This is a genomic window from Gordonia sp. (in: high G+C Gram-positive bacteria), assembly GCF_012515855.1.
Classification (GTDB): Bacteria; Actinomycetota; Actinomycetes; order Mycobacteriales; family Mycobacteriaceae; genus Gordonia.
Genome location: NZ_JAAYXO010000263.1, coordinates 1 through 21,847, shown reverse-complemented (window position 1 = coordinate 21,847; position 21,847 = coordinate 1). Strand labels below are relative to the sequence as shown.

Below are 21,847 nucleotides of genomic sequence, written 5' to 3'. Positions count from 1 at the left end.
GCTCGCGAGCATGCATTCACCCGGCCGCCGTCGTGCCCGGACTCGCGGCGTGACCGCGCTGCTCGGATCCGTCGCCCTTCTCGCCGGCTGTGCCGTCGGCCCCGACACCGGACCGAACGTCGTTCGCGGCGACAATGCTCAGCAGGACGATTCCGGCACCCCGAAGCAGCCGCAGCTCGCAGCGCCCAAGAACGACCTGAACTGGAAGCCCTGCGCCGACAGCATCGCCGACAAGTACGGCCTCGCGAAAGACGGGGCGACCGGCGCGGGCGGGGTAGAACTCAAGGGCATCGAACTCGACTGCGCACGCTACGACGTCCCGGTGAACGCTGCCGAGCAGTCGGGCAACACCATCCGGATCGGCGCGGTCCGTGCGCGAACCGACAAGACGCCGAAGACAGCCGTGCCCCTCGTGCTGACGTCGGGTAATGACATGCCCAGTTCACGGACGCTGCTGTCATTCACCGGTGAACAGGGACGCCCACTCCTCGACCGCCGACCGATCGTCGCGATCGACCATCGCGGCACGGGCACCTCCGGTCTCATCGACTGCATGACCAAGCGGCAGCGCGCCGCGTACGACGTGAACGGTGCCGAGGCCGGACGCGACCTCCCCGAACGCGTCGAGAAGCTCTCGGAGAGTGCCCGCGCGGCCGCCGATCAGTGCAACGACGCGCTGAGCCCGGATCAGCTCGACTACTCGGCGGCGGCGGCCGCAGGCGACCTCGAGCAACTCCGGGAGCGATGGGACGTCGAACGCCTGGCACTGCTGTCCGTCGGCGACGGCTCATCGGTCGCGCTGGCGTATGCCGCCCAGCACCCCGATCGCGTCGGTCGGTTGATCATGGACTCTCCGGTCGGCTACAACGTGAGCGCCAAGGAGGTCGCGGCGAGCCGAGCACGCGGGCTGCAGGAATCCTTGGCGACGTTCATCCGCCGCTGCGCCGGGGCCGGATGCGCCCTCGGCGCCAACGGCGCGGCGGTGGTCGGACGGCTGATGTCGGCGGGCGCCACGGCGTCCGGCGACGCGCTCTCCGACACCGAGGTGCTGCAGGCCGTCACGACCGCCCTCGCGGTCGGCGACACCTCGCCCGACGGGTTGAAGGCGCTGGGTTCGGCGCTCGTCGACGCCGATCGCGGCGACACCGCAGCGCTGCGACGACTCGCCGAGCAAGGACGCGCACTACGGTTGGCCGACGGCCAGGTCGTCTCGCGCTGCAACGACATGCGCGGTCGTCCCGGCGGGGACGAGATCCCCGGTCTCGCCCGGGAGTGGAGTGGGCAGAGTCCGTTCACCGGTACCACCACTGCCTTGGATCTGGCGCGCTGCGACGGCTGGGGCGTCGCCGACACCCCCGCTGCTCCGGACCGGTTCGCGGTGGCACCGCTGGTGTTGATCGGAAAGAACGACCCCGTCAACGGCGCCGACGCGGCGAACAGCCTCACCCCGCTCCTGCTGGCTGCCAACACCGCGCAGACCTCGGTCTCCTGGGACGGGCTCGGCTATTCCGTCGCCGCGCACTCGACGTGCGCCGGACAGGTGATCGGCGAGTACCTGGGCGAGACCCCGCTCGGCTCCCCTGCCGAACGGGCCTGCCCGGCATAACGGATGCGCGCCCCTCGCCCAGTGTCCCCCCGCCCAGTGTCCCCTCCCCCAGTGTCAGAGTCGGGTCTGGGCGACCGGCGTAGTACGGTACGCGGGTGAACGTTGTAGAGCGGTCCCTGAATCCGCGTGTCCTGTATCCGCGTGTCGAGGCCGGCCGAATCGTCTCCCTGATCCTGTGGCCGATCTCGATCATGATGATCATCCACAAGTCGCTGATCTTGGGCGTCAACGGTCACCGCACCGACGATTTCGCCCCGGTCTACAACGCCGCGTTCAACTTCCTCAATCGCCTGCCGGTCTACGGCGAGAACTACAGCACGGTGGATCCGCACTACCTGTACCCGCCGTCGGGCACGCTGCTGATGTCGCCGCTGGCGATCTTGGACCCGGAGACCTCGCGGTGGGTGTTCATCGGCGTCACCGTCGCCGTGCTGATCCTGTGCGCGTACCTGCTGACCCGCCTTTTCGGATTCAGCTACAACTCGTGGGTGTTCCCGGCGCTGCTGTTCTTCTTCTTCAGCACCGAGACCGTCGCCCACACACTGATCTTCACCAACTTCAACGGCTTCGTCCTCCTTGGGCTCCTCGCCTTCATCATGCTGATGCTCCGTCGGCGCGATCTGTGGGCCGGTGTCGCCATCGGGCTGACTCTGGCGGTGAAGCCGGTGCTCGCTCCGCTGCTGCTCCTGGCCGTCCTGAACCGTCAGTGGAAGATTCTGATCCCCGCGATCGGCATCCCGGCGGTCCTGAACATCGCCGCGTGGCCGTTCATCGTCGACTCGATGGACTTCGTCCGCCGCACCGTCCCGTATCTCGGTGAGACGCGCGACTACTACAACAGTTCGGTCACCGGCAACGCCGCGTACTTCGGCATCGACTCGTGGCTCGCGTGGCTCCTGCGTGTGGCGTTCTTCGCGATGGCCGTGTTCGCCCTGTGGTTCCTCTACAAGTACTACCGTCGGACCGACGAGCTGCTCTGGCTGACGACGTCGTCGGGCGTCCTGCTGGTGACCACCTTTCTCATCGGCTCGCTGGGCCAGGGCTACTACTCGATGCTGTTGTTCCCGTTGCTGATGACCGTGTTCCTGCCCGGCTCCACCATGCGCAACTGGCCGGCCTGGCTGGGCGTCTACGGATGCATGTCGTTCGACGTGTTCGCCTCGGCCAAGTGGGAGCCGTTCGGTCGCTACCTCGAGTACAACAAGGTGCCGCTCGGGTGGTCGCTGCTGTTGATCTCGGTGTTCTGCGTTCTGCTGTTCCGCTACCTGGACATCCGCGAGGCCGGCCGCTCGAGCGACGACGAGCTCTCGGCGGCGCCGACCGCCTGAGCGCTACCCTCGAGGACATGAGCGAATCGCAGTCTGATCCCCGCACGTCTGATCCCAGCACTTCTGATTTCCGCAACCTGACCGCCGAGCAGTGGCGCGAGCGCCTCACGCCGCAGGAGTTCCACGTGCTGCGTGAGGCGGGTACCGAGCGCCCGTTCACCGGCGAGTACACGGACTCCACGGACGTGGGCGTCTACCGGTGCCGCGCGTGCGGTGCCGAGCTGTTCCGGAGCACCGGCAAGTTCTCGTCGCACTGCGGATGGCCGTCGTTCTTCACCCCGCTGGCGGGCGAGGCGATCATCGAACGGGTCGACGACTCCCTCGGAATGCAGCGGACCGAGGTGCTCTGCGCCAACTGCCAGAGCCACCTCGGTCATGTGTTCGCCGGCGAGGGCTACGACACCCCCACCGACCTCCGCTACTGCATCAACTCCATCAGCCTCAGGTTTGAGGGCGAGGAGAGCTGACCGGACGCCGGCTCACGGAAGCGAGCCGGCGAGCTTCGCTGCATCGACGCGCGGGCCGGTGAAGAACGGGATCTCCTCCCGGACGTGCAGTCGAGCCTCGGTGGCGCGGAGGTCGCGCATCAGGTCGACGATGCGGTGCAGCTCCGGCGCCTCGAACGCCAGCAGCCACTCGTAGTCGCCGAGCGCGAAGGCCGGCACGGTGTTGGCCCGCACGTCCTTGTATCCGCGGGCCTCCTTGCCGTGGTCGGCGAGCATCTTGCGACGCTCCTCGTCGGGCAGCAGGTACCACTCGTACGAGCGGACGAACGGGTACACGCAGATGTACGCACCCGGATCCTCGCCCGCCAGAAAGGCCGGGATGTGGCTCTTGTTGAACTCGGCGGGGCGGTGCAGCGCGGCGCTGCTCCAGAACGGATCACTGACGCGTCCGAGCAAGGTGGTTCGCTGGAACGACGAGTACGCGTCCTGCAGCTGCTCGATGGTCTCGGCGTGCCACCAGAACATGAAGTCGGCGTCGCCCCGCAGGCCGGCCACGTCGTAGATGCCGCGCACCACGACGCCCTTGTCCTCGAGTTCACCGAGGAAGCGCTCCAGGTCCGCGGTCACCTCGGTGCGATCCTCCGGCAACTCCCCCGCCCGGACTTTGAAGACCGAGAACATCAGGTAGCGGATAGTGGCATTCAGTTCGGCATAATCCAGGCGGCTCATACCTCTATCGTGCCACCGGCCGCACCTGAAAGGACGATCAGGTCGGCAGGGCCGCGGTGACCTTGCCCACTGCGGCATCGGCGGTCCCGATGCAGGCGGGCACACCGACCCCGTTGTATCCGGATCCGGCGACCCCGATGCCGTCCGGCAGCATCGCGAGCGCCGTCCGCATCCGCGCCAGGTGTCCCGGAGGGTAATGCGGCAGCCCGGCGGGCCACCGCTGGACCACCGCGTCGGCCACCTCGGGAGCGGGCAGCCCGGCGGCGGAGAAGACGATCGCGAGATCGGAGACAGCCGCCGCAACGAGTTGCTCGTCGGTCCGGATGACCGGGTCGCCGAGCCTGCCGAACGAGGCCCGCAAGGTGCGGACCGGACCGCCACGCAGGTGCGGCCACTTCTGGGTGCTGAGGGTGACCGCCTTGATCGCCAAGTCGGCGTCGGTCGCGACGAGGACGCCCGAGTGCTCAGGCAGTGGCGTCGACTCCGGCACGGCGAAGGCGACGACCGCCGACCCCGCGGGTTGCACGTCGGCGAGGACCGCCGCGGTCTCCGGCGCGACGTCGCCGAGCAGTTCGGCCGCCGTCCAGACCGGCACCGCGACCACCACGCCGTCGTAGTCGATCGGACGCGGCTGGCCCGACGCTTCGATCAGCAGGGTGAATCCGTCCGGCCCGTGGGCCAGGCCCGTGACCGCGGCCCCCAGATGGAGGCGGGCTCCCCCGGCGGCGACGAGAGCGTCGACCAGTTCCCGGTAGCCGCCGCGCAGCGCACCGAAGACCGGCCCGGTGGCACTCGCGCCGGCGTCGAGTACGTGTCGAACGGCCGCGGTCAGCGACGGCGCACCGTCGTCGAGCGCGCGCGCCAGCGCGGGAATCGCCTCGCGGAGCCCGAGATGGTCGGCGAGCGTCGAGTAGACCCCGCCCAGCATCGGGTCGACGCCGCGGGCCACCACCGAACGGCCGAAACGGTCGCCGACCAGGTCTCCGACCGACGGATCGGCGCCCGGCGCCCATGCGAGCGGCACGTCGGCTTCGGCCGCCATCCGGTCGAGATCCGCAGGCGAAGCCAGATCGGCCATCGGTTCCGGTCCCAGCGGAATGCCCATCAGCGCCGGCGCGGGCAGCGGATGCAGGCCATCGCCGGACCAGATGGCCGGCCGCAGTCCGCCGGGCGAGACGACGTGGGCGGTCAACCCCAGTTCGTCGACCAGGTCGCGCGCCTCGGGTCGTCGCACGATGAAGGCCTCCGCGCCGACGTCCATCGACACGCCGCCCACTTCGCGGGTGCACAGCAGTCCACCGGGGCGGTCGGCGCTGTCGTAGACATCGATCGCCGCGTCGACGCCGAGCCGTTGACGCAGCCGGAATGCGGCAGTGAGTCCGGAGACTCCGGCGCCGATCACCGCGACGCGCGGTGATCGACCGCCCGTGCTGTTCCGACTGCCGACGGTCACAGCGCGTGAATCAGTTCAACCGCCCGGGTGATGACACCGGCGTCGGTGTTCGGCATCACGCCGTGCCCGAGATTGAAGATGTGGCCCGGTGCGCCCGCCGCGATTGCTCGTTCACCTGCGGCCACCACGCGGTCGATCTCGCGTTCCAGAACAGCGTCGTCGCCCGCCAGCAGCACGGTCGGGTCGAGGTTGCCCTGCACCGCGACGCGGTGGCCGACGCGAGCGGCGGCCTCGTCGAGCGGCAGCCGCCAGTCGACGCCGATGACCTCGGTGCCGACGTCGGTCATCGAGCTCAGCAGCTCGCCGGTGTTGACTCCGAAGTGAATGCGCGGCACGCCGTACTCGGCGACCTCGGCCATGACGCGCGCCGAGTGCGGGGCGACGTACTCCTCGTACTGCGCCTTCGACAGCGCACCAGCCCACGAGTCGAACAGCTGGAGGGCGTCGACACCCGCGTCGAGCTGGGCGCGCAGGAAGGTGATCGTGATGTCGGCGATCCGGCCCATGAAGGTGTTCCACAGTTCGGGCTCGGCGAGCATCATCGCCTTGGTGCGCTCGTAGGTGCGGCTCGGTCCGCCTTCAATCAGATACGACGCCAGAGTGAACGGCGCCCCGGCGAATCCGATGAGCGACTTCTCGTCGGGCAGTTCGTCGATGATCATGCCGATCGCGGAGGTGACGGCACCGACTGACGAGGGATCCAGGCGCGGCATCTTCGCGACGTCGGCGGCGGTGCGGATCGGCGACGCGATCACCGGACCGGTGCCCGCCACGATGTCGAGGTCGATGCCTGCCGCGCGCAGCGGGACCACGATGTCGGAGAAGAGGATCGCCGCGTCGGTGTCGTGGCGTCGGACGGGCTGCATGGTGATCTCGGCGACGAGTTCGGCCTCGAAGCACGACTCGAGCATGCCCCGACCTGCGCGGATCTCGCGGTACTCGGGCAGTGATCGGCCTGCCTGTCGCATGAACCAGACGGGGCGGCGGGAGGGAGTGCCGCCGGTGGCAGCGGCGATCAGGGGCATCCGGGACGGCGCACGTCGGCCTCGAAGCGAAGTCATGACCACAACTGTGCCACCCCTGCCCTGGTATAAGCCATTTCCCGACGGCATCGGTCCGCCGGCTGTGAAGGCGCTCACCTCTCTGCCGCCGGATTGCGGCGCGCCTCCGACGCCTGCCACTTCTGGCGGCTTAGTCTGGCGCCGTGACCACATCTGGAGCTCCGAGCGAGCCGGCCGAATTCCGCGACGCGGTGGCCTCGCTACACGACGCCGTCGTGCGCCGCGAGATCGAGATCGGTTCTATTCGACCGCCTCAGCGACTGGCACCGTACAGCTACGCACTCGGCGTCGAAGTGAGCCCGCCCGAGATCGACGATCCGAACCTGGTGCCGACCGATTCCTCGGGCAGCGCCTTCGGACGTCTGGTGCTGCTGTACGACCCGGCGGGTCAGGAGGCCTGGAACGGCACGTTCCGCATGGTGGCCTTCGTCCAGGCCGAGGTCGAGGCCGCGTTGGCGTCCGACCCACTGCTGCCGCAGGTGGCGTGGACCTGGCTGGCCGAGGCGCTCGGGGTCCCGGACGGGGCGACCGAATCGCAGACGCTGCTGGGCAGCGACGTTCCCACGGTACTGGCGTTGGGCGGCACCGTCACGGCGACAACGTCGGTCCGCTACGGCGACATCGCCGGTCCTCCGCAGGCCCACCAACTCGAACTGCGCGCGTCGTGGACCGCGACGAGCTCGAATCTGACGCCGCACCTGGAAGCGTTCTGCGAGGTCCTCGCCTCGGCAGCGGGCCTGCCGCCTGCGGGCGTGACCGCGCTCGGCCCGGTGCGCACCTCGTGACGGAGTCCGCCGACCCGGTTCAGGAGTCCGACACCGTTCTGCTCGCGGCACCCCGCGACGGCGTACCACCGGTCCTCACGACGCCGGATGAGTTCGCCGAGGCAGCCGCGCTGCTCGCAGCAGGCACCGGTCCCGTCGCTCTCGACACCGAGCGCGCCAGCGGCTACCGGTATTCACAGCGCGCCTATCTGGTGCAGATCAAACGCACCGGGTCCGGCAGCTTCCTCATCGATCCGATCGAGCATCCGGACGCCCTCGAACCGGTCATCGAGGCGCTCGCCGGCCCGGAGTGGATTCTCCATGCCGCCGACCAGGACCTCCCCTGTCTGCGCGATCTGGGGTTCCACACCGATGCGCTGTTCGACACCGAGTTGGCCGGGCGTCTTCTCAACATCCCCAAGGTCAATCTCGCGGCGATGGTCGCGGAGTTTCTGAACCTCGGTCTCGCGAAAGGACACGGCGCCGCCGACTGGTCGCGGAGGCCGCTTCCCGACGAATGGTTGAACTACGCCGCCCTCGACGTCGAAGTGCTCGTCGAGCTGCGCGCTGCAATTCAGCAAGCGCTCGTCGATTCGGGGCGCGACGAGTGGGCCGCGCAGGAGTTCGCTGCGGTCCTGGCCCGTCCGCCTGCGGCCCCGCGCACCGATCGGTGGCGCCGGACGTCACAGATTCACAACCTCCGGACCACCCGCCAGTTGGCCGTGGTCCGGGAACTGTGGACCACGCGAGAAGAGGTCGCCCGTCGTCGCGACATCGCCCCGGGCCGCATTCTGCCCGACTCGGCCATCGTCACCGCGGCGACGGCCAACCCCACGACCGTGCAGGCGTTGACCAAGCTGCCGGTGTTCGGCGGCCCCCGTCAGCGCCGTCAGGCCGACAGGTGGATGAGCGCGATCGCGCGTGCCCAGCAACTCCCCGACTCCGAGTTGCCGACGAAGAAGACCCCGCAGACCGGCCCCCCGCCGTACAACCGTTGGGACCAGCGGAATCCGGAGGCGGCCGCGCGCGCCAACGCGGTGCGCCCCGTGGTCCGCGACCTCGCCGACGAGATCGGTCTCCCGCAGGAGAACCTCGTCGCACCCGACGTGGTCCGCACGCTGTGCTGGGACGGCCTCGCCGGTCTACCGGCCGATCAGTGGCTCGCCGACCACGGCGCTCGACCGTGGCAGCGCGAGCTCGTCGCCGAGCCGATCACCGAAGCGCTGGGCTGATTCTGCCGAGCTGCTAGTTGGCACCGAGCTGAGGTGCGAGTGCGTTCAGCTCCACCGGCTCCTCGGGGCCGACGAGCGGGGTGCCCGCAGCCTCGACTCCGATCGTTTCGGTCAGCGAATCGGCGATCGCGTCCGGCGTCAGTCCGCAGTCGGCGAGGATCGCTTCGCGTGAGGCGTGGGCGATGAACCGCTGCGGGATCCCGTGACGATGCACGGGAACGTCCACACCGGCTTGGTCGAGCGCATACTCCACCGCACTGCCGACGCCGCCTTCGACGCCGTTGTCCTCGATGGTGATCACGCTGGTGTGCTCGCGCGCGAGGTCGATGAGCGACCCCGGTACCGGGAGCACCCAGCGCGGATCGACGACGGTCGCGGGCACACCGCGCTCGCGCAGCAGCGCCGCCGTGTCGATGCCGAGCTGGACCAACGACCCGACAGCGACGATCAGCACGCCGCCCGGCTCGTCGGCGTCGACGAGTACGTCGACGCCGTCATCGAGGCGGCGGACCGCCGGGATGTCGTGGGGTACGGCGCCCTTGCCGAAACGCACGGCGGTCGGACCGTCGGCGATGTCGAGGGCCTCGGCCAACTCCTCGCGGATCCGCAGGGCATCGCGCGGCGCGGCCACGCGCAGCCCGGGCACGATGTTCATCAGCGAGAGATCCCACATGCCGTGGTGGCTCGGGCCGTCCGGTCCGGTGATTCCGGACCGGTCGAGGACCAGGGTCACCGGGAGCTTGAGCAGTGCGACGTCCATCAGCAGTTGGTCGAAGGCACGATTGAGGAAAGTCGAGTAGATCGCGAGCACCGGGTGCATGCCGCCGAGCGCCAGACCGGATGCTGAGGCCATGCCGTGCTGCTCGGCGATGCCGACGTCGAACATCCGGTCCGGGTAGCGTTCCCCGAACGGCGCGAGACCGGTGGGACCGGGCATGGCCGCGGTGATGGCGACCACCTCGGGCCGGCGACGCCCCTCCTCCAGCAGCGCGTCCGAGAACACCGACGTCCAGTCCTCGGGGCTTTCGGCCAGGGCCTTGCCGGTGGTCGGGTCGATCTTGCCGGTGGCGTGCATCTGCTCGGCGACGTCGTTCTCGGCGTGCGCGTAGCCGTTGCCCTTGCGGGTCACCGCGTGCACGATGACCGGTCCGCCGAAGGCCTTGGCTCGACGCAGCGCGGCCTCCATCTCGACGAGGTCGTGTCCGTCGACGGGGCCGACGTACTTGATGCCGAGGTCGGCGAACATGGCCTGCGGGGAGACGAGGTCTTTCACGCCGCTCTTCATGCCGTGCAGGACCGCGTACGCGGCGTCGCCGACCACCGGCACCCCCTTGAGGGTGCGCCGCCCCGACTTGAGAAAGCGTTCGTAGCTGGGCTGCAGTCGCAGCGCGGACAGGTTCCGTGCGACACCGCCGATGGTCGGAGCGTACGACCGTCCGTTGTCGTTGACGACGACCACGACGGGTCGGTTGCCCTCGGCGATGTTGTTCAGGGCCTCCCAGCACATGCCTCCGGTGAGTGCTCCGTCGCCGACGACCGCGACCACCGTGCGGTCCTCGTCGCGCAGTTCGAACGCCTTGCTGAGACCGTCGGCCGTCGACAGCGCAGCCGAGGCGTGCGACGACTCCACCCAGTCGTGGGCGCTCTCCGTACGGTCCTGGTAGCCCGAGAGGCCACCCTCCTGCCGCAGCGAGTCGAACTGGTCCTTGCGGCCGGTGACGATCTTGTGGACGTAGCACTGGTGTCCGGTGTCGAACAGGATCGGATCGGTCGGCGAGTCGAAGACCCGATGAATGGCGAGCGTCAGTTCCACCACGCCGAGGTTCGGGCCGAGATGACCACCGCTGGCGGCCACCTTCTCGATCAGGAAGCCCCGGACGTCGTCCGCAAGATCCGCCAGCTCTTCCGGCGAGCACGCACGTACGTCCGCCGGTGAGTCCACACGATCCAGCACACCCATCCGTCGTCCTCCTTCACACGCGCCGCGGCCCGAGCGACCGCGCAACAGAATTAGTCTACGGACTCTTGGTCAACGCGTGAGAACGGCGATGGCCTCGACGTGGTGTGTCATCGGGAAAGCGTCGAAGGCGCGCCACTGACGCACCCGGTACCCGTTGGCGGCGAACCGCCCGAGATCGCGGTCGAAAGACGCCGCGTCGCACCCGACGTGCACCACCGCGTCGGGCTCGGCCGCGGCGATCGCGTCGACCACCGACCGTCCCGACCCCGACCTCGGCGGGTCGCTGACCACGACGTTAGCCCGCTCCAGTCGGCTCAGCGTGGCGGCGACCGGTCCGCGGTGAATCCGCACCGGATCGGCTGCCAAGGTCACTTCGGCCGCCGCGAGCGCGCCCGGATCGGTGTCGACCAGATCGATCGACGTCACCTCGAAACCGTGAGTCCGATCACCGTCGAGCAGGGCGCCACTGAACACTCCGGCCCCGCCGTAGAGGTCCCAGGCGTGCACGCGCCCGGCGATCCCGACCTCGGCCAGCATCGTCAGCGCCGCGTCGGTGTACACCTGCGGCGCGTTGCGATGGGCCTGCCAGAAGCCGGTGACCGGGACCTGCCACGTGCGTTCACCCACCTGGTGGGTCACCAGGTCTTCGCCGATCAGGTTCCGCAGAACTCGCGGTTCACTGCGGGCCCCGCGCGACTGCTGAGCGCGACGACGATGGCGGTCGTCTCGTCCCTTCCGACCGCCGGAGTTGCGACCGGAGGGAGAACGCGGCCCCTCGAGCTCCCCCGCGTGCCGTTCGCCGTCCGTGCCGGCCATAAGGACCAGCTCGGTTCCGGGACGGGCTCCCAGCGCGTCCACGTCTTCGAGCAGTCCGGCCACCGGTCCCGCGCACGGCTCGGTGACGATCGCCGCCGAGCGGCGCGCCCGCAGCCCAGCGCGCCCGTCACGTCCCACCGCCAGGCGGGTCCGCACCCGCCAGCCGCTCGACGAATCGGCGAGTGCCTCCACCGAGGGCGCGGCGCGTTCGTCGAACGCAAAGCCGCCGATTCGGCGCAGCACATCGGCCAACGCAGTGGCGCCGAGTTCTCGGGCGTACCCGGGCTCGACGTACGCAAGGTCGCAGCATCCGGCACCGGCTGCGGCGGCCGGGCATCCGGGTTCGATGCGGCGGGCGTTGGCGTCGACGATCTGCGTGACGACGGCTTTGGCGTACGCCGCATGGGAGTCGTCGGTGATCGCCGCAAGTACCGTCTCGCCGGGCAGCGCGCCTTCGACGAACACCACGCGGCCGTTCGCTCGGGCGATGCCCGCGCCGCCGTTCGCGTAACCGGTGACCTCGAGTTCCAGCAGGACGTCGGTTCCGGTCATCGGTCGTCGCCGTTCATCGGTGGGTTCTTCCTGTCCTTCGACATCTGCTGTCTCATCGCCTCCGCCTGAGCCTCGGCTCGGAGTCCACGACGAGCCGAGCCCGGCGCGTAGTACTTCTGTTCGGCCCGACGGGCCCGACTCTCGGACGAGTTCAACTGCCACGGCACGGAGGTGACCATGACGCCGGGCTCGAACAGCAGTCGGGTCTTGAGGCGGAACGCCGACTGGTTGTGCAGGATCTGCTCCCACCAGTGCCCGACGACGTACTCGGGAATGAAGACGGTGATGACATCGCGCGGCGATTCGCGGCGCAGGCGGCGAATGTAGCTGATGATCGGCCGAGTGATCTCTCGGTACGGCGACGCGAGCACCTTGAGCGGGACCGAGACGTCGCTCTCCTCCCACTCGCTCACCAGAATGCGGGTGTCGCGGTCGTCCACGTTGACGGTGATCGCCTCGAGTTCGTCGGGTCGCGTGGCGCGCGCGTAGCGCAGTGCCCGTCTGGTCGGCAGATGCAATGTGGAGACGAGGACCACGGCGTGGCTGCGGCTCGGAAGGACCTCGTCCCCGAGATCGGCCTCCTCGAACTCCAACTCCTGCTCGATCGCGGTGTAGTGCCGATTGATCATCTTCATCAGGACGAACAGCGCGATCATCGCGAGGATGGCCATCCACGCACCCGCGGTGAACTTGGTGATCAGCACCACCACCAGCACCGAACCGGTCATCACCATGCCGATCGCGTTGATCACCCGGGACCGGCGCATCCGCGAGCGCGCATCTGGATCGGTCTCGGTCTTCAAGTGACGGGTCCAGTGCTTGACCATGCCGGTCTGGCTGAGGGTGAACGACACGAACACACCGACGATGTACAGCTGGATCAGCGACGACAGCTCGGCGCCGAAGGCGACGATGAAGGTGATCGCGGCGAGTGCCAGGAAGACGATGCCGTTCGAGAAGGCCAGGCGATCGCCGCGGGTGTGCAACTGCCTCGGCAGATAGCGATCCTGCGCGAGGACCGAGCCCAAGACAGGGAAACCGTTGAATGCGGTGTTGGCCGCCAACAACAGGATCAGGGCGGTGACGACGGCGATGAAATAGAAGCCGGGAGGGAACCCGTGGAAGACCGTCTCCGCGATCTGCGCGAGGATCGACTTCTGCTGGTAGGCATCGGGCACACCGTCGAGATCCTTCGCCGGGTCCAGCACGTACTTGGCCCCGATCTCCCGCGCCAGCAGGACGATGCCGAGCAGCAGGGCGATCGAGATCGAGCCGAGCATCAGCAGCGTGGTCGCCGCATTGCGCGACTTCGGCTTCTGGAACGCGGGGACGCCGTTGCTGATGGCCTCGACTCCGGTGAGCGCCGCACAGCCGGAGGAGAACGACCGGGCCACCAGGAACACGATCGCGATGCCCATCATGTCGGGATCCTCCGCGATGACGCCGTACTGCGAGGTCTCCGCTTCGAGCGGATCGCCGAGCAGGAAGATCTGCACCGCGCCCCAGATCAGCATCACCAGCACCCCGACGATGAAGGCGTAGGTCGGTATCGCGAGGAGGGTGCCCGATTCCTTGATCCCGCGCAGGTTCACGGCCGCGAGCAGGGCGATGCCGCCCACGCAGAAGAGCACCTTGTGATCGTGAACGAACGGCACCGCCGAGCCGATGTTCTCAGCTGCGGCGGCCACCGACACCGACACCGTCAGCATGTAGTCCACCAGCAGCGCCGATGCGACCGTCAGTCCGGCGTTGGGACCGAGGTTCGCGTTCGCGACTTCGTAATCGCCGCCGCCCGAGGGATACGCGTGCACATTCTGCCGGTAGCTCGCCACCACGACGATCATGACGATCGCGACCGCGACCGCGACCCACGGCGCGAACGCGTAAGCGCTGATCCCGGCGACCGAGAGCACGAGAAAGATCTCCTGCGGCGCGTAGGCGACAGACGACATCGCGTCGGACGCGAACACCGGCAATGCGATCCGCTTCGGCAACAGCGTGTGACCGAGGCGGTCACTGCGGAACGGTCGCCCAAGCAGGAGCCGCTTGGTCGCGACCGACACCTTCGACATCGTGGACACTCCGCAACATTAGGACCCCGACATGCTCCTGCACCACCGGGGTGCAATAACTGGTCTCCCTGCAGTAACGTCGATCAACGTGCGCGTCATCATCATGGGTTGCGGTCGCGTCGGATCCGCACTGGCAAAGACCATGTCGAAGTTGAATCACGAGGTCGTCGTCATCGACCGCGACGAGACCGCATTCCGGCGGTTGGGACCGGACTTCGACGGTCGGACAGTCACCGGAGTCGGCTTCGACCGCGACGTGCTCGACGAGGCCGGAATCGCCCAGTGCGACGCCTTCGCCGCCGTGTCGTCGGGCGACAACTCGAACATCATCGCGGCACGCGTGGCACGGGAGACCTTCGACGTGGAGCGCGTTGTCGCGCGCATCTACGACGCCAAGCGCGCCGCGGTCTTCGAGCGCCTCGGGATCCCCACCGTCGCCACCGTCACCTGGACCACCCAGCGCTTCGTGGCCGCCCTCGGCGAGACGTCGACCACTCCGGTGTGGCACGACCCGAGCGGCGAATTGGTGATGGCCGTCCTGGAGTTCCATGAGTCCTGGGTCGGCGCCGACACCGCGCGATTCCAAGAGCTCACCGGCGCTCGCGTGGCCTTCCTCTCCCGCATGGGCCAGACCGTCCTGCCCGATCCGCGGACAGTGATTCAGGACGAGGACGTCCTCTACGCGGCAGTCCTCGTGTCGAACGTCGATCATGCGCGCGCCGTGGCCGGCGCCCAGATGCCTCGGGAGTAACCGTGAAAGTCGCTATCGCCGGAGCCGGAGCCGTCGGCCGAGCCATCGCCCGCGAACTCCTGATCAACGAACACGATGTGACGCTGTTCGAGAAGAATCGAGCGCACATCGATTCCACCGCCGTGCCGGGCGCCCACTGGGTGCACGCCGACGCCTGCGAGTTGTCGGACCTCGAACTCGCCGAGTTGCAGACCTTCGACGTGATGATCGCCGCCACCGGCGACGACAAGGCCAACCTCGTCGTGAGCCTCCTCGCGACCACCGAGTTCGCGGTCAATCGCGTCGTCGCCCGCGTGAACGATCCGCGGAACGAGTGGCTGTTCAACGAAGACTGGGGCATCGACGTCGCCGTGTCGACGCCACGCATGCTGGCCTCCCTGGTCGAGGAGGCCGTCACCGTCGGCGACCTGGTGCGCCTGATGACGTTCCGTCAGGGCCAGGCGAATCTGGTGGAGTTGACACTCCCCGACGACACTCCGCTCGCAGGCAAGGCCGTACGACGGCTGCAACTGCCCCGCGACGTGGCGCTGGTCGCGATCATCCGCGGCCGACGGGTGATCGTCCCCGAATCCGACGACTCCCTCGAGGGTGGAGACGAGCTCGTCTTCATCGCTCCGGAAGAGTCCGAAGACGAATTGCACCGCATCATGAAGGCGCCGATTTAACTATCGCGCGCGGCCGCACAACAGGGACTTTGGACCCACGATCCCGCGCCAGAATTACCTGTTTATGCAGGTCATGAGAGGTCCAACACATTAATTGGAATCCTTGGTTCCGATTATGCTGTGATCGTTTCATGCAGTTGACGCGGTTCACCGACATCGGACTCAGGGTCGTCATGGCCCTGGCGGCCGACCCGGATGCCACCCACACGTCGCGGGAGCTCGCCGACGACCTTCACCTCAGCTACACGCACGTGGCCAAGGTCGTCAGCCGACTCTCCGAGATCGGCGTGGTGAACTCTCGTCGCGGCCGCTCCGGCGGACTCGCCATCACCGAACTCGGCCCGCAGGCCGGCGTCGGCTGGCTCGCCCGCCACCTGGAGGGCGACGACGAGGTCGTCAACTGCGAGGGTGAGCGCCCCTGCCCGTTGCGCTCGGCGTGCCGCCTCCGCGGCGCGCTGGCCGCCGCCCAGGACGCGTTCTACACCAGCCTCGATCGGCTGACGATCCAAGATCTGATCGCCGATCCCACCGGGGCGCAGCTCCTGACGCTGCTCCCCGGTCCCCCGAACTCCGCCGACCACACGGATGCTGGCCCGGCGGCCGCAATGAATTGCAGCGAAATGAGGAGAAGTCGATGATCTCGTCCGACACCAAGCGGGTGCTCGCAGCCACCCTCCCCGCCGTCGAAGGCGCCCTCCCGGAGATCACGCCCAAGTTCTACGACCGGATGTTCACCGCTCGCCCGGAACTCCTGCGCGACATGTTCAACCGCACCAACCAGTCGACCGGCGGCCAGCCGCAGGTCCTCGCCGGTGCCATCGCCGCGTTCGCTCGCCTGCAGTTGGAGGCCGACCCGGGTCAGCTCCGCTTCATCATCGACCGGATCGCGCACAAGCACGCCTCGCTCGGCATCGTTCCGGATCAGTACCCGATCGTCCACGAGCATCTGTTCGCGGCCATCGTCGACGTGCTCGGCGACGCGGTGACGCCCGAGGTCGCGGCGGCGTGGGACGAGCTCTACTGGGAGATGGCGCACGTGCTGATCGACCGGGAAGCCGAGCTGTACGCTGCGGCAGGCGTCGAGGTCGGCGATGTGTGGCAGCAGGCACGCGTCAGCAACCGCAAGCAGGTCTCCCCCGACGCGGTGTCGTTCACCCTCACCGCTCCCGACGGGCAGCCGCTCGGCGGCTTTGTTCCCGGGCAGTACATCTCGATCCAGGCGCAGATGGAGGACGGCGCCAACCAGATCCGCCAGTACAGCCTGACCGGTTCGACCTCCGACCCGCAGTGGCACATCAGCGTGAAGCTCGACGGCGAGGTGTCCAGCCATCTGCACGAGAACGTCTTCGAGGGCGATCTGATCCGGATCAGCACCCCGTTCGGCGACCTGACGCTCCCGGAGGGCGACGATCCGTTGCTGCTGGCCTCCGCAGGCATCGGCTGCACGCCCGTCATCGGACTGCTGAACCACCTGGTCGCCACCGGCGACACCCGTCCCGTCACCGTCCTGCACGCCGACCGGTCGCGCAGCAGGCAGCCCCATCGCGGCGACCTCGCCGAACTGGTCGATCAGTTGCCGTCGGCCGAGTTGGTGCAGTGGTACGAGCGCGGACTGGCCACCGATGACGCCACCCGCATCGGCCTGATGAACATCGACGACGTCGAGATCGGCGCAGACACGGTGGCGCTCCTGTGCGGTCCCTCAGGGTTCCTCGGCGCCATCCGCGACGCCCTGATGGCAAAGGACATCCCCGAAGATCGCATCCACTACGAGACCTTCGGGGTCCTCAACAAGTAACGACAAGTAACGATCAGCAGGTTCATCCGCCAATCGTCACTATCTGTCAGTCGTCGGCGGCGTGAAGTTCGTAGTACGGGTTGTACATCGTCTTCACGCCGTCGGCGACGGCGATTCGGCCGCGGACGGTGAGACGACGTCCCGCTTCGATGCCCGGGATCCGGTTCCGACCCATCCACTTGAGGACCACGGTGTCCGTGCCGTCGAAGAACTCGGCCTGCACACCGGACTTGCTGCTGCGCGCGCATGTCTCCACCGAGCGCAGCTCGCCGACCATCGTCGCCTCGTCGCCGCGAACACAGTCGACCGCACGCTGCGCGCCGGGCGCGCGACATTCTCGTTGAATGCGATCGTCCTCGATCTCATCGAGATCTTCAGTCAACATCCGGCCGAGCCGCTTGAGCAGACCCGCGTTAGCCATCCCGTCCTCCGACGCATCGCTATTGGAACTCACTTGCAAGCCCACCATACTCCCCGGGCATGATCGAGGAATGACCCTCCTGATAGTGATGCCCGGCACCGGCTCCGACGCCGACTACGCGGCCCGCGCGTTCGGCCCGGCAGCAGCCTCACTGGGAGCGCGGCTGATCGCACTCGAGCCCGAATCCGACCTGTTCACAGGCTATCAGCGGCGACTCGACGAGCTGGCCGCCACGGATGCGGAGTTCTTCGTCGGAGGGGTGTCGATCGGCGCGGCGATCGCGGCCGCCTGGACGATTCGCTCACCGTCGGCGGACCGCTGTCGCGGCGTCCTGGCCGCCCTGCCGCCGTGGTCCGGCGAGGTCGGCGACTCCCTCGCCGCGCTGTCCGCGCAAATCACCGCCGACGCCATCGAGCGCGACGGGCTCGAACCCACCATCGAACAGATGTCGGCGACCAGCCCGCCGTGGCTGGCCGCCGAACTCACCCGGTCGTGGCGATCACTCGCCGACCGGGGACTGGTGGAACAACTGCGCGCCGCAGCGACCTACCCCGCGCCCACCGTCCGCGACATGGCTCGACTCCCGGTCCCCCTCGGGGTCGCGGCAGCCCCCGACGATCCCCTCCATCCCATCGAGGTCGGCCGAGCGTGGACGCGGGCGGCACCACGCGGCGCGCTGCGCGAGGTCCCGCTCACCGAGTTCGGTCCCGCGGCACATCGTCTCGGGGACGCATGCCTCGCCGCCTGGCGAGAGGCGGCCGGGCCGGACGCATAACCCTGCTCAGCGGCGCCGGCGCCGGAATCGCGACATCGCCGAGCCGCTCGACGGCGCAGGCGCATCCTCATCGGCCCGGACGGCATCCGGTTCGTCGATCTCGGCACGGTTCGATCCAGCGGCGTCGGCGCTCGTCTCGTCGCTGCTCGTGCCGTCGTCCTCGGTGTAGATGGTGGCCGACGCACTCTGCGCCACGGCACCGCCGGGAATCACCTCGCCGGTCGGCCGGCTGTCCCGGCTCGGCGCGTCGGACAGCGGCCGCGAGGCGAATGCGCCGGTCTCGGGTTCGACGCCGGCCTCCTGCGCCGCTTGGTCGACCATCTGCTGCTGCGCGGCCGCCACCTGCTCGGCGAGGACCGGCGGCAACACGATCGGAAGAAGTTCGCGAGGGGGATACGGCTCATTGCCGCGCCGAACCACCGTCTCGGCGAGCACTGCTCGCGCGAGTTGTGCCAACTGAACCTCGGACTCCTCCGGCCCGCTCGCCACGCAGCGAACCATCCAGCGAGCGCCGTCGACACCGATGAACCGGTGGCTGCCGCCCGGGACTCGCGCGATGACCTCGCGTCCCCAGTGACCGTCTTCGATGGACGTCTGCGCACCGTCACTGCGGAGCGACTCCGCCAGTTCGCGCACCACCTCGCGCCACTGACCGCCGCTGCGCGGCGCTGCGAACGCGTGCAGTCCGATCCGACCGACGGGGGTCACCAGGTACACGGCCTCCGGCTCGTGGGACGCCGACATCTCCACGGTCACCTGACCGCCCTCCACCACCGGCATCAGCACCGACCCGAGGTCGAGGTGCGAGTTCGCCAGGTCCAGGTGCGACGTCGCCAGGTCGGCGATGTCGTACGGTCCCGCCGTGTCTCCGATGGAGTACTTCTCGGTCGATGCCACGGTGTTCATCCCTCCGTTTTCAGAACTGCATGTCCGCCGCTGGAGCCGTACCCGGCTTCGCCCCGCGCAGTGTTGTCGAGTTCTGCGTCGTTGAGTTCGGCGACCTCGACGACGGCGGGGAGTTCCACCCGCTGCACGAGAAGTTGGGCGATCCGGTCACCGCGGGTGATCGTCACCGCGGCCTCGAGGTCGTGGTTGATCAGACACACTTTGATCTCACCGCGATAACCCGCATCGATGGTTCCCGGCGTATTGACGATCGACAAGCCGGCGCGCGCGGCGAGGCCCGATCTCGGGTGAATGAGGCCGACGGTGCCGACGGGGAGCGCGATCGCGATGCCGGTGCCGACGAGTTGGCGGCGACCGGGCGCGAGCACCAGATCGGTCGTCGCATACAGGTCGATGCCTGCGTCGTCCGGGTGGGCCCGTTCGGGCAGCGGCAGATCGGGATCGAGTCGTCGAATCCGCAACGGCGGAGACGTATCAGGCGTCACAGGCGAGGTCACCCTCGCAGACTACTAGGCCGTGTCCGCATTAGGCTTGGGGCGTGACCCAAGCAGCTTCGACGCCCTCTCCGCAGCCGGACCGCTACAGCGAACGACTCACCGTCCCCTGGTGGTGGTGGCTCTGCGCCGCGCTTCTGACCGGCCTCCTCGGCTACGAGATCCAACTAGCGGCGTACCGCCAGACCTGGAGCATCGTGGCCTACCCGGTGCTGGCCCTGCTGCTCGCGTGGATGCTGGTGTCGATGGGGCGCACCCGCGTGAAGGTGGACGCCGACGGCGCACTCCACGCGGGCAAGGCCGTCCTCCCGGGAGAGGTGATCGCTCGCGGAGCGACCATCGCCGCCTCGCAGCGCAGCGCGGCGATGGGCCGCCAGCTCGATCCCGCGGCTTACGTTCTGCATCGGGCGTGGGTCAAGACCATGGTCCTGGTGGTCCTCGACGACCCGGACGACCCGACACCGTACTGGTTGGTCTCCACGCGCGACCCGGCCGCGGTCCTGACGGCCCTCGGCCTCGGCGACGCCGGACGAGACGCAGAGACCAAGAACGCCGCGCAGAGCTGAGGCTCTGCGCGGCGTACGCGCGACGCACGGTCCCGAGCGAACCCGGGAGCGCCGGACTCGACGTGTCTGTCAGGCCCAATCTGTCTGTCAGGCCCAATCTGTCAGTCAGGCCCAATCTGTCAGTCAGGCCCAATCTGTCAGTCAGGCCCAATCTGTCAGTCAGGCCCAATCTGTCAGTCAGGCCCAATCTGTCAGTCAGGCACAGTCGACGCAGATCATCTCCGTACCGTTCTGCTCGGCGAGACGGTTGCGGTGGTAAACCAGGAAGCAGCTGGAGCAGGTGAACTCGTCGTCCTGCTTCGGAACCACCCGCACGGAGAGCTCCTCGCCCGAAAGGTCCGCACCGGGCAGCTCGAACGATTCGGCGGTGTCGCCCTCGTCGACGTCGACATCAGCGGACTTCGCCTCGTTCCGGCGAGCCTTCAGCTCCTCCAGCGAATCCTCCGCGATCTCGTCGTCGTTGCTGCGACGCGGAGCGTCGTAATCGGTTGCCATAATGTCCCTGACCTGAGTTCTCTAGGTGTTGTTGCGGATTGCTAAGGGAGAACACACTTGTGGCGGATATCTCCCACTCCCCCCATCGCGAACGATGTTGGTGGGCGCCCGAATTCTAGGTGAACTCGATTTCAAAGTCAACTACGAGACAAACCAGCCGGTCAGAGCCACCGAACTCGACTTATGTAGGCGCGCCGCAGACCCTACCCGACTGCTGACCGATCGCCGTTTACAGTGGTGCAGTCCCCCGCAAACCGGAAGAAGGTGCTTGAGCGTCGTGGTCTCCAAGATCGCCACCGGCTACACGACCGATGTGAAGGGCCGCCCGTTCCGCAGGCGTCACCTCATGCCCGCCATGATCGTCGTGGCGGTGCTGGCCGTCGCAGCCATCACCGCGTGGACCTTCGTCCTCACCGGCGGCGGTGACGAACCGCGGCCGACGGACTGCAACATGCCGGTCGCGGACGGTGCCTCCCCCGCCCCGAACCTCACTCCCGCGAGCTCCACCGACATGCTCAGTGTTGCGCCCGCCGGGCTGTCGACCTTCCGGGTCACCGTGTTGAACTCCGCGGCAGATCGCGGTGCGGCCCGATCCGTGAGCGACGACCTCATCGCCGAAGGCTTCACACCCGGCGATCCCGCGTACGGAGACGACACCGTGTACCCGAACCGCGATCTGCACTGCGTCGCGCAGATCCGCTTCGGTCAGGCCGGTCAGGCCGGTGCCGCAGCCGTCTGGCTCGCAGCGCCCTGCGCCCAACTCGTGAACGACGGCCGCAAGGGCACCGACGTCGATCTGGTTCTCGGCGAGTACCACACCTCGATTCGCCCGACCCAGGACACCCAGGCTGCCCTGGAGGCCTTGCGCTCGGTGGATCCGAAGAACCCCAAGACCGCCATCGATCGCTCGCTGATCGAGGCCGTGCACAACCAGGCCTGCTGACGGACCACCTCAGC

Annotated in this window: 22 protein-coding genes; 12 read left to right on the top strand and 10 right to left on the bottom strand. The window is 68.3% G+C overall.

Going from position 1 to position 21,847, the window contains the following annotated elements; all coding sequences use genetic code 11:
* The first annotated feature begins 10 nt into the window (after positions 1-10).
* The 3 genes from GX543_RS18110 (at position 11) to msrB (ending at position 3,401) form a co-directional block, all read left to right on the top strand.
* Positions 11-1,606 (top strand): alpha/beta fold hydrolase, encoded by a 1,596-nt coding sequence (locus tag GX543_RS18110; RefSeq protein ID WP_290853953.1) that lies wholly within the window; start codon positions 11-13, stop codon positions 1,604-1,606.
* A 95-nt stretch (positions 1,607-1,701) separates the two neighbouring features.
* Positions 1,702-2,934 carry a glycosyltransferase family 87 protein gene (locus GX543_RS18105; RefSeq protein ID WP_290853952.1) on the top strand — a complete coding sequence of 411 codons (1,233 nt, stop codon included), beginning with the start codon at positions 1,702-1,704 and terminating at the stop codon, positions 2,932-2,934.
* A gap of 17 nt (positions 2,935-2,951) precedes the next feature.
* Positions 2,952-3,401, top strand: coding sequence for a peptide-methionine (R)-S-oxide reductase MsrB (gene msrB, locus GX543_RS18100; protein ID WP_290853950.1), 450 nt, complete (start codon positions 2,952-2,954; stop codon positions 3,399-3,401).
* A 12-nt stretch (positions 3,402-3,413) separates the two neighbouring features.
* On the opposite strand, the gene hemQ is transcribed toward msrB, so the two are convergent.
* The 3 genes from hemQ to hemE are packed head-to-tail and all read right to left on the bottom strand — an operon-like array spanning position 3,414 to position 6,587.
* On the bottom strand, positions 3,414-4,109 hold the full coding sequence (gene hemQ / locus GX543_RS18095) for a hydrogen peroxide-dependent heme synthase (RefSeq protein ID WP_290853947.1): 696 nt from the start codon (positions 4,107-4,109) through the stop codon (positions 3,414-3,416).
* A 37-nt stretch (positions 4,110-4,146) separates the two neighbouring features.
* The gene (hemG, locus tag GX543_RS18090) at positions 4,147-5,562 is read right to left on the bottom strand and encodes a protoporphyrinogen oxidase (RefSeq protein WP_290853945.1); all 1,416 of its coding nucleotides are present in this window, start codon (positions 5,560-5,562) and stop codon (positions 4,147-4,149) included.
* The gene (gene hemE / locus GX543_RS18085; protein WP_290853966.1) at positions 5,559-6,587 is read right to left on the bottom strand and encodes a uroporphyrinogen decarboxylase; all 1,029 of its coding nucleotides are present in this window, start codon (positions 6,585-6,587) and stop codon (positions 5,559-5,561) included. The genes hemG and hemE overlap by 4 nt, the downstream gene beginning before the upstream one ends.
* Positions 6,588-6,766: 179 nt before the next feature.
* On the opposite strand from hemE, the gene GX543_RS18080 reads away from it, so the two are divergent.
* Positions 6,767-7,408 carry a DUF3000 domain-containing protein gene (locus tag GX543_RS18080; protein ID WP_290853943.1) on the top strand — a complete coding sequence of 214 codons (642 nt, stop codon included), beginning with the start codon at positions 6,767-6,769 and terminating at the stop codon, positions 7,406-7,408.
* On the top strand, positions 7,405-8,619 hold the full coding sequence (locus GX543_RS18075) for a ribonuclease D (protein WP_290853941.1): 1,215 nt from the start codon (positions 7,405-7,407) through the stop codon (positions 8,617-8,619). Before GX543_RS18080 ends, GX543_RS18075 begins: the two co-directional genes overlap by 4 nt.
* 13 nt (positions 8,620-8,632) lie before the next feature.
* On the opposite strand, the gene dxs is transcribed toward GX543_RS18075, so the two are convergent.
* The 3 genes from dxs to GX543_RS18060 form a co-directional block, all read right to left on the bottom strand.
* Complete coding sequence (gene dxs / locus GX543_RS18070) at positions 8,633-10,579, bottom strand: 1-deoxy-D-xylulose-5-phosphate synthase (RefSeq protein WP_290853939.1); 1,947 nt, start codon at positions 10,577-10,579, stop codon at positions 8,633-8,635.
* A 69-nt stretch (positions 10,580-10,648) separates the two neighbouring features.
* Entirely contained in the window at positions 10,649-11,947 is a 1,299-nt protein-coding gene (locus GX543_RS18065; RefSeq protein WP_290853938.1) for a class I SAM-dependent RNA methyltransferase, read from the bottom strand.
* Positions 11,944-14,028: an APC family permease gene (locus GX543_RS18060; protein ID WP_290853937.1), complete on the bottom strand. Its 2,085-nt coding sequence runs from the start codon at positions 14,026-14,028 to the stop codon at positions 11,944-11,946. The genes GX543_RS18065 and GX543_RS18060 overlap by 4 nt, the downstream gene beginning before the upstream one ends.
* A gap of 79 nt (positions 14,029-14,107) precedes the next feature.
* Between GX543_RS18060 and GX543_RS18055 the strand changes: the two genes are divergently transcribed.
* The 4 genes from GX543_RS18055 to GX543_RS18040 all read left to right on the top strand — a co-directional run bounded on the left by GX543_RS18055 (position 14,108) and on the right by GX543_RS18040 (position 17,233).
* Entirely contained in the window at positions 14,108-14,770 is a 663-nt protein-coding gene (locus GX543_RS18055) for a TrkA family potassium uptake protein (RefSeq protein ID WP_290853936.1), read from the top strand.
* A 2-nt stretch (positions 14,771-14,772) separates the two neighbouring features.
* Positions 14,773-15,435: a TrkA family potassium uptake protein gene (locus tag GX543_RS18050; protein WP_290853934.1), complete on the top strand. Its 663-nt coding sequence runs from the start codon at positions 14,773-14,775 to the stop codon at positions 15,433-15,435.
* A 131-nt stretch (positions 15,436-15,566) separates the two neighbouring features.
* Complete coding sequence (locus GX543_RS18045) at positions 15,567-16,073, top strand: Rrf2 family transcriptional regulator (protein ID WP_290853932.1); 507 nt, start codon at positions 15,567-15,569, stop codon at positions 16,071-16,073.
* Positions 16,070-17,233: an FAD-binding oxidoreductase gene (locus GX543_RS18040; protein WP_290853931.1), complete on the top strand. Its 1,164-nt coding sequence runs from the start codon at positions 16,070-16,072 to the stop codon at positions 17,231-17,233. Before GX543_RS18045 ends, GX543_RS18040 begins: the two co-directional genes overlap by 4 nt.
* 46 nt (positions 17,234-17,279) lie before the next feature.
* On the opposite strand, the gene GX543_RS18035 is transcribed toward GX543_RS18040, so the two are convergent.
* Positions 17,280-17,654 carry an OB-fold nucleic acid binding domain-containing protein gene (locus GX543_RS18035; RefSeq protein ID WP_290853965.1) on the bottom strand — a complete coding sequence of 125 codons (375 nt, stop codon included), beginning with the start codon at positions 17,652-17,654 and terminating at the stop codon, positions 17,280-17,282.
* A 70-nt stretch (positions 17,655-17,724) separates the two neighbouring features.
* Here GX543_RS18035 and GX543_RS18030 point away from each other — a divergent pair, with 70 nt between their 5' ends.
* Positions 17,725-18,429 carry an alpha/beta hydrolase gene (locus tag GX543_RS18030; protein WP_290853929.1) on the top strand — a complete coding sequence of 235 codons (705 nt, stop codon included), beginning with the start codon at positions 17,725-17,727 and terminating at the stop codon, positions 18,427-18,429.
* A 6-nt stretch (positions 18,430-18,435) separates the two neighbouring features.
* On the opposite strand, the gene GX543_RS18025 is transcribed toward GX543_RS18030, so the two are convergent.
* Positions 18,436-19,335, bottom strand: coding sequence for a DUF3710 domain-containing protein (locus tag GX543_RS18025; protein ID WP_290853928.1), 900 nt, complete (start codon positions 19,333-19,335; stop codon positions 18,436-18,438).
* On the bottom strand, positions 19,332-19,832 hold the full coding sequence (gene dut, locus GX543_RS18020) for a dUTP diphosphatase (RefSeq protein WP_290853927.1): 501 nt from the start codon (positions 19,830-19,832) through the stop codon (positions 19,332-19,334). The genes GX543_RS18025 and dut overlap by 4 nt, the downstream gene beginning before the upstream one ends.
* 41 nt (positions 19,833-19,873) lie before the next feature.
* Here dut and GX543_RS18015 point away from each other — a divergent pair, with 41 nt between their 5' ends.
* Positions 19,874-20,395: a DUF3093 domain-containing protein gene (locus tag GX543_RS18015; RefSeq protein ID WP_290853926.1), complete on the top strand. Its 522-nt coding sequence runs from the start codon at positions 19,874-19,876 to the stop codon at positions 20,393-20,395.
* A 195-nt stretch (positions 20,396-20,590) separates the two neighbouring features.
* Here GX543_RS18015 and GX543_RS18010 read toward each other — a convergent pair whose 3' ends face one another.
* Complete coding sequence (locus GX543_RS18010) at positions 20,591-20,890, bottom strand: DUF4193 domain-containing protein (RefSeq protein ID WP_290853925.1); 300 nt, start codon at positions 20,888-20,890, stop codon at positions 20,591-20,593.
* Between the two features lie 277 nt (positions 20,891-21,167).
* Between GX543_RS18010 and cei the strand changes: the two genes are divergently transcribed.
* Complete coding sequence (gene cei / locus GX543_RS18005; RefSeq protein ID WP_290853924.1) at positions 21,168-21,833, top strand: envelope integrity protein Cei; 666 nt, start codon at positions 21,168-21,170, stop codon at positions 21,831-21,833.
* The last annotated feature ends 14 nt before the right edge of the window (positions 21,834-21,847 follow it).

What these genes read in the sequence shown, in the direction of transcription:
- GX543_RS18110 (WP_290853953.1), top strand. Translation starts at nt 11, where the DNA reads ATGCATTCACCCGGCCGCCGTCGTGCCCGGACTCGCGGCGTGACCGCG.
- msrB (WP_290853950.1), top strand. Translation starts at nt 2,952, where the DNA reads ATGAGCGAATCGCAGTCTGATCCCCGCACGTCTGATCCCAGCACTTCT.
- hemQ (WP_290853947.1), bottom strand. Translation starts at nt 4,109, where the DNA reads ATGAGCCGCCTGGATTATGCCGAACTGAATGCCACTATCCGCTACCTG.
- hemE (WP_290853966.1), bottom strand. Translation starts at nt 6,587, where the DNA reads ATGCCCCTGATCGCCGCTGCCACCGGCGGCACTCCCTCCCGCCGCCCC.
- dxs (WP_290853939.1), bottom strand. Translation starts at nt 10,579, where the DNA reads ATGGGTGTGCTGGATCGTGTGGACTCACCGGCGGACGTACGTGCGTGC.
- GX543_RS18065 (WP_290853938.1), bottom strand. Translation starts at nt 11,947, where the DNA reads ATGACCGGAACCGACGTCCTGCTGGAACTCGAGGTCACCGGTTACGCG.
- GX543_RS18045 (WP_290853932.1), top strand. Translation starts at nt 15,567, where the DNA reads ATGCAGTTGACGCGGTTCACCGACATCGGACTCAGGGTCGTCATGGCC.
- GX543_RS18040 (WP_290853931.1), top strand. Translation starts at nt 16,070, where the DNA reads ATGATCTCGTCCGACACCAAGCGGGTGCTCGCAGCCACCCTCCCCGCC.
- GX543_RS18035 (WP_290853965.1), bottom strand. Translation starts at nt 17,654, where the DNA reads ATGGCTAACGCGGGTCTGCTCAAGCGGCTCGGCCGGATGTTGACTGAA.
- GX543_RS18030 (WP_290853929.1), top strand. Translation starts at nt 17,725, where the DNA reads ATGACCCTCCTGATAGTGATGCCCGGCACCGGCTCCGACGCCGACTAC.
- GX543_RS18025 (WP_290853928.1), bottom strand. Translation starts at nt 19,335, where the DNA reads ATGAACACCGTGGCATCGACCGAGAAGTACTCCATCGGAGACACGGCG.
- GX543_RS18010 (WP_290853925.1), bottom strand. Translation starts at nt 20,890, where the DNA reads ATGGCAACCGATTACGACGCTCCGCGTCGCAGCAACGACGACGAGATC.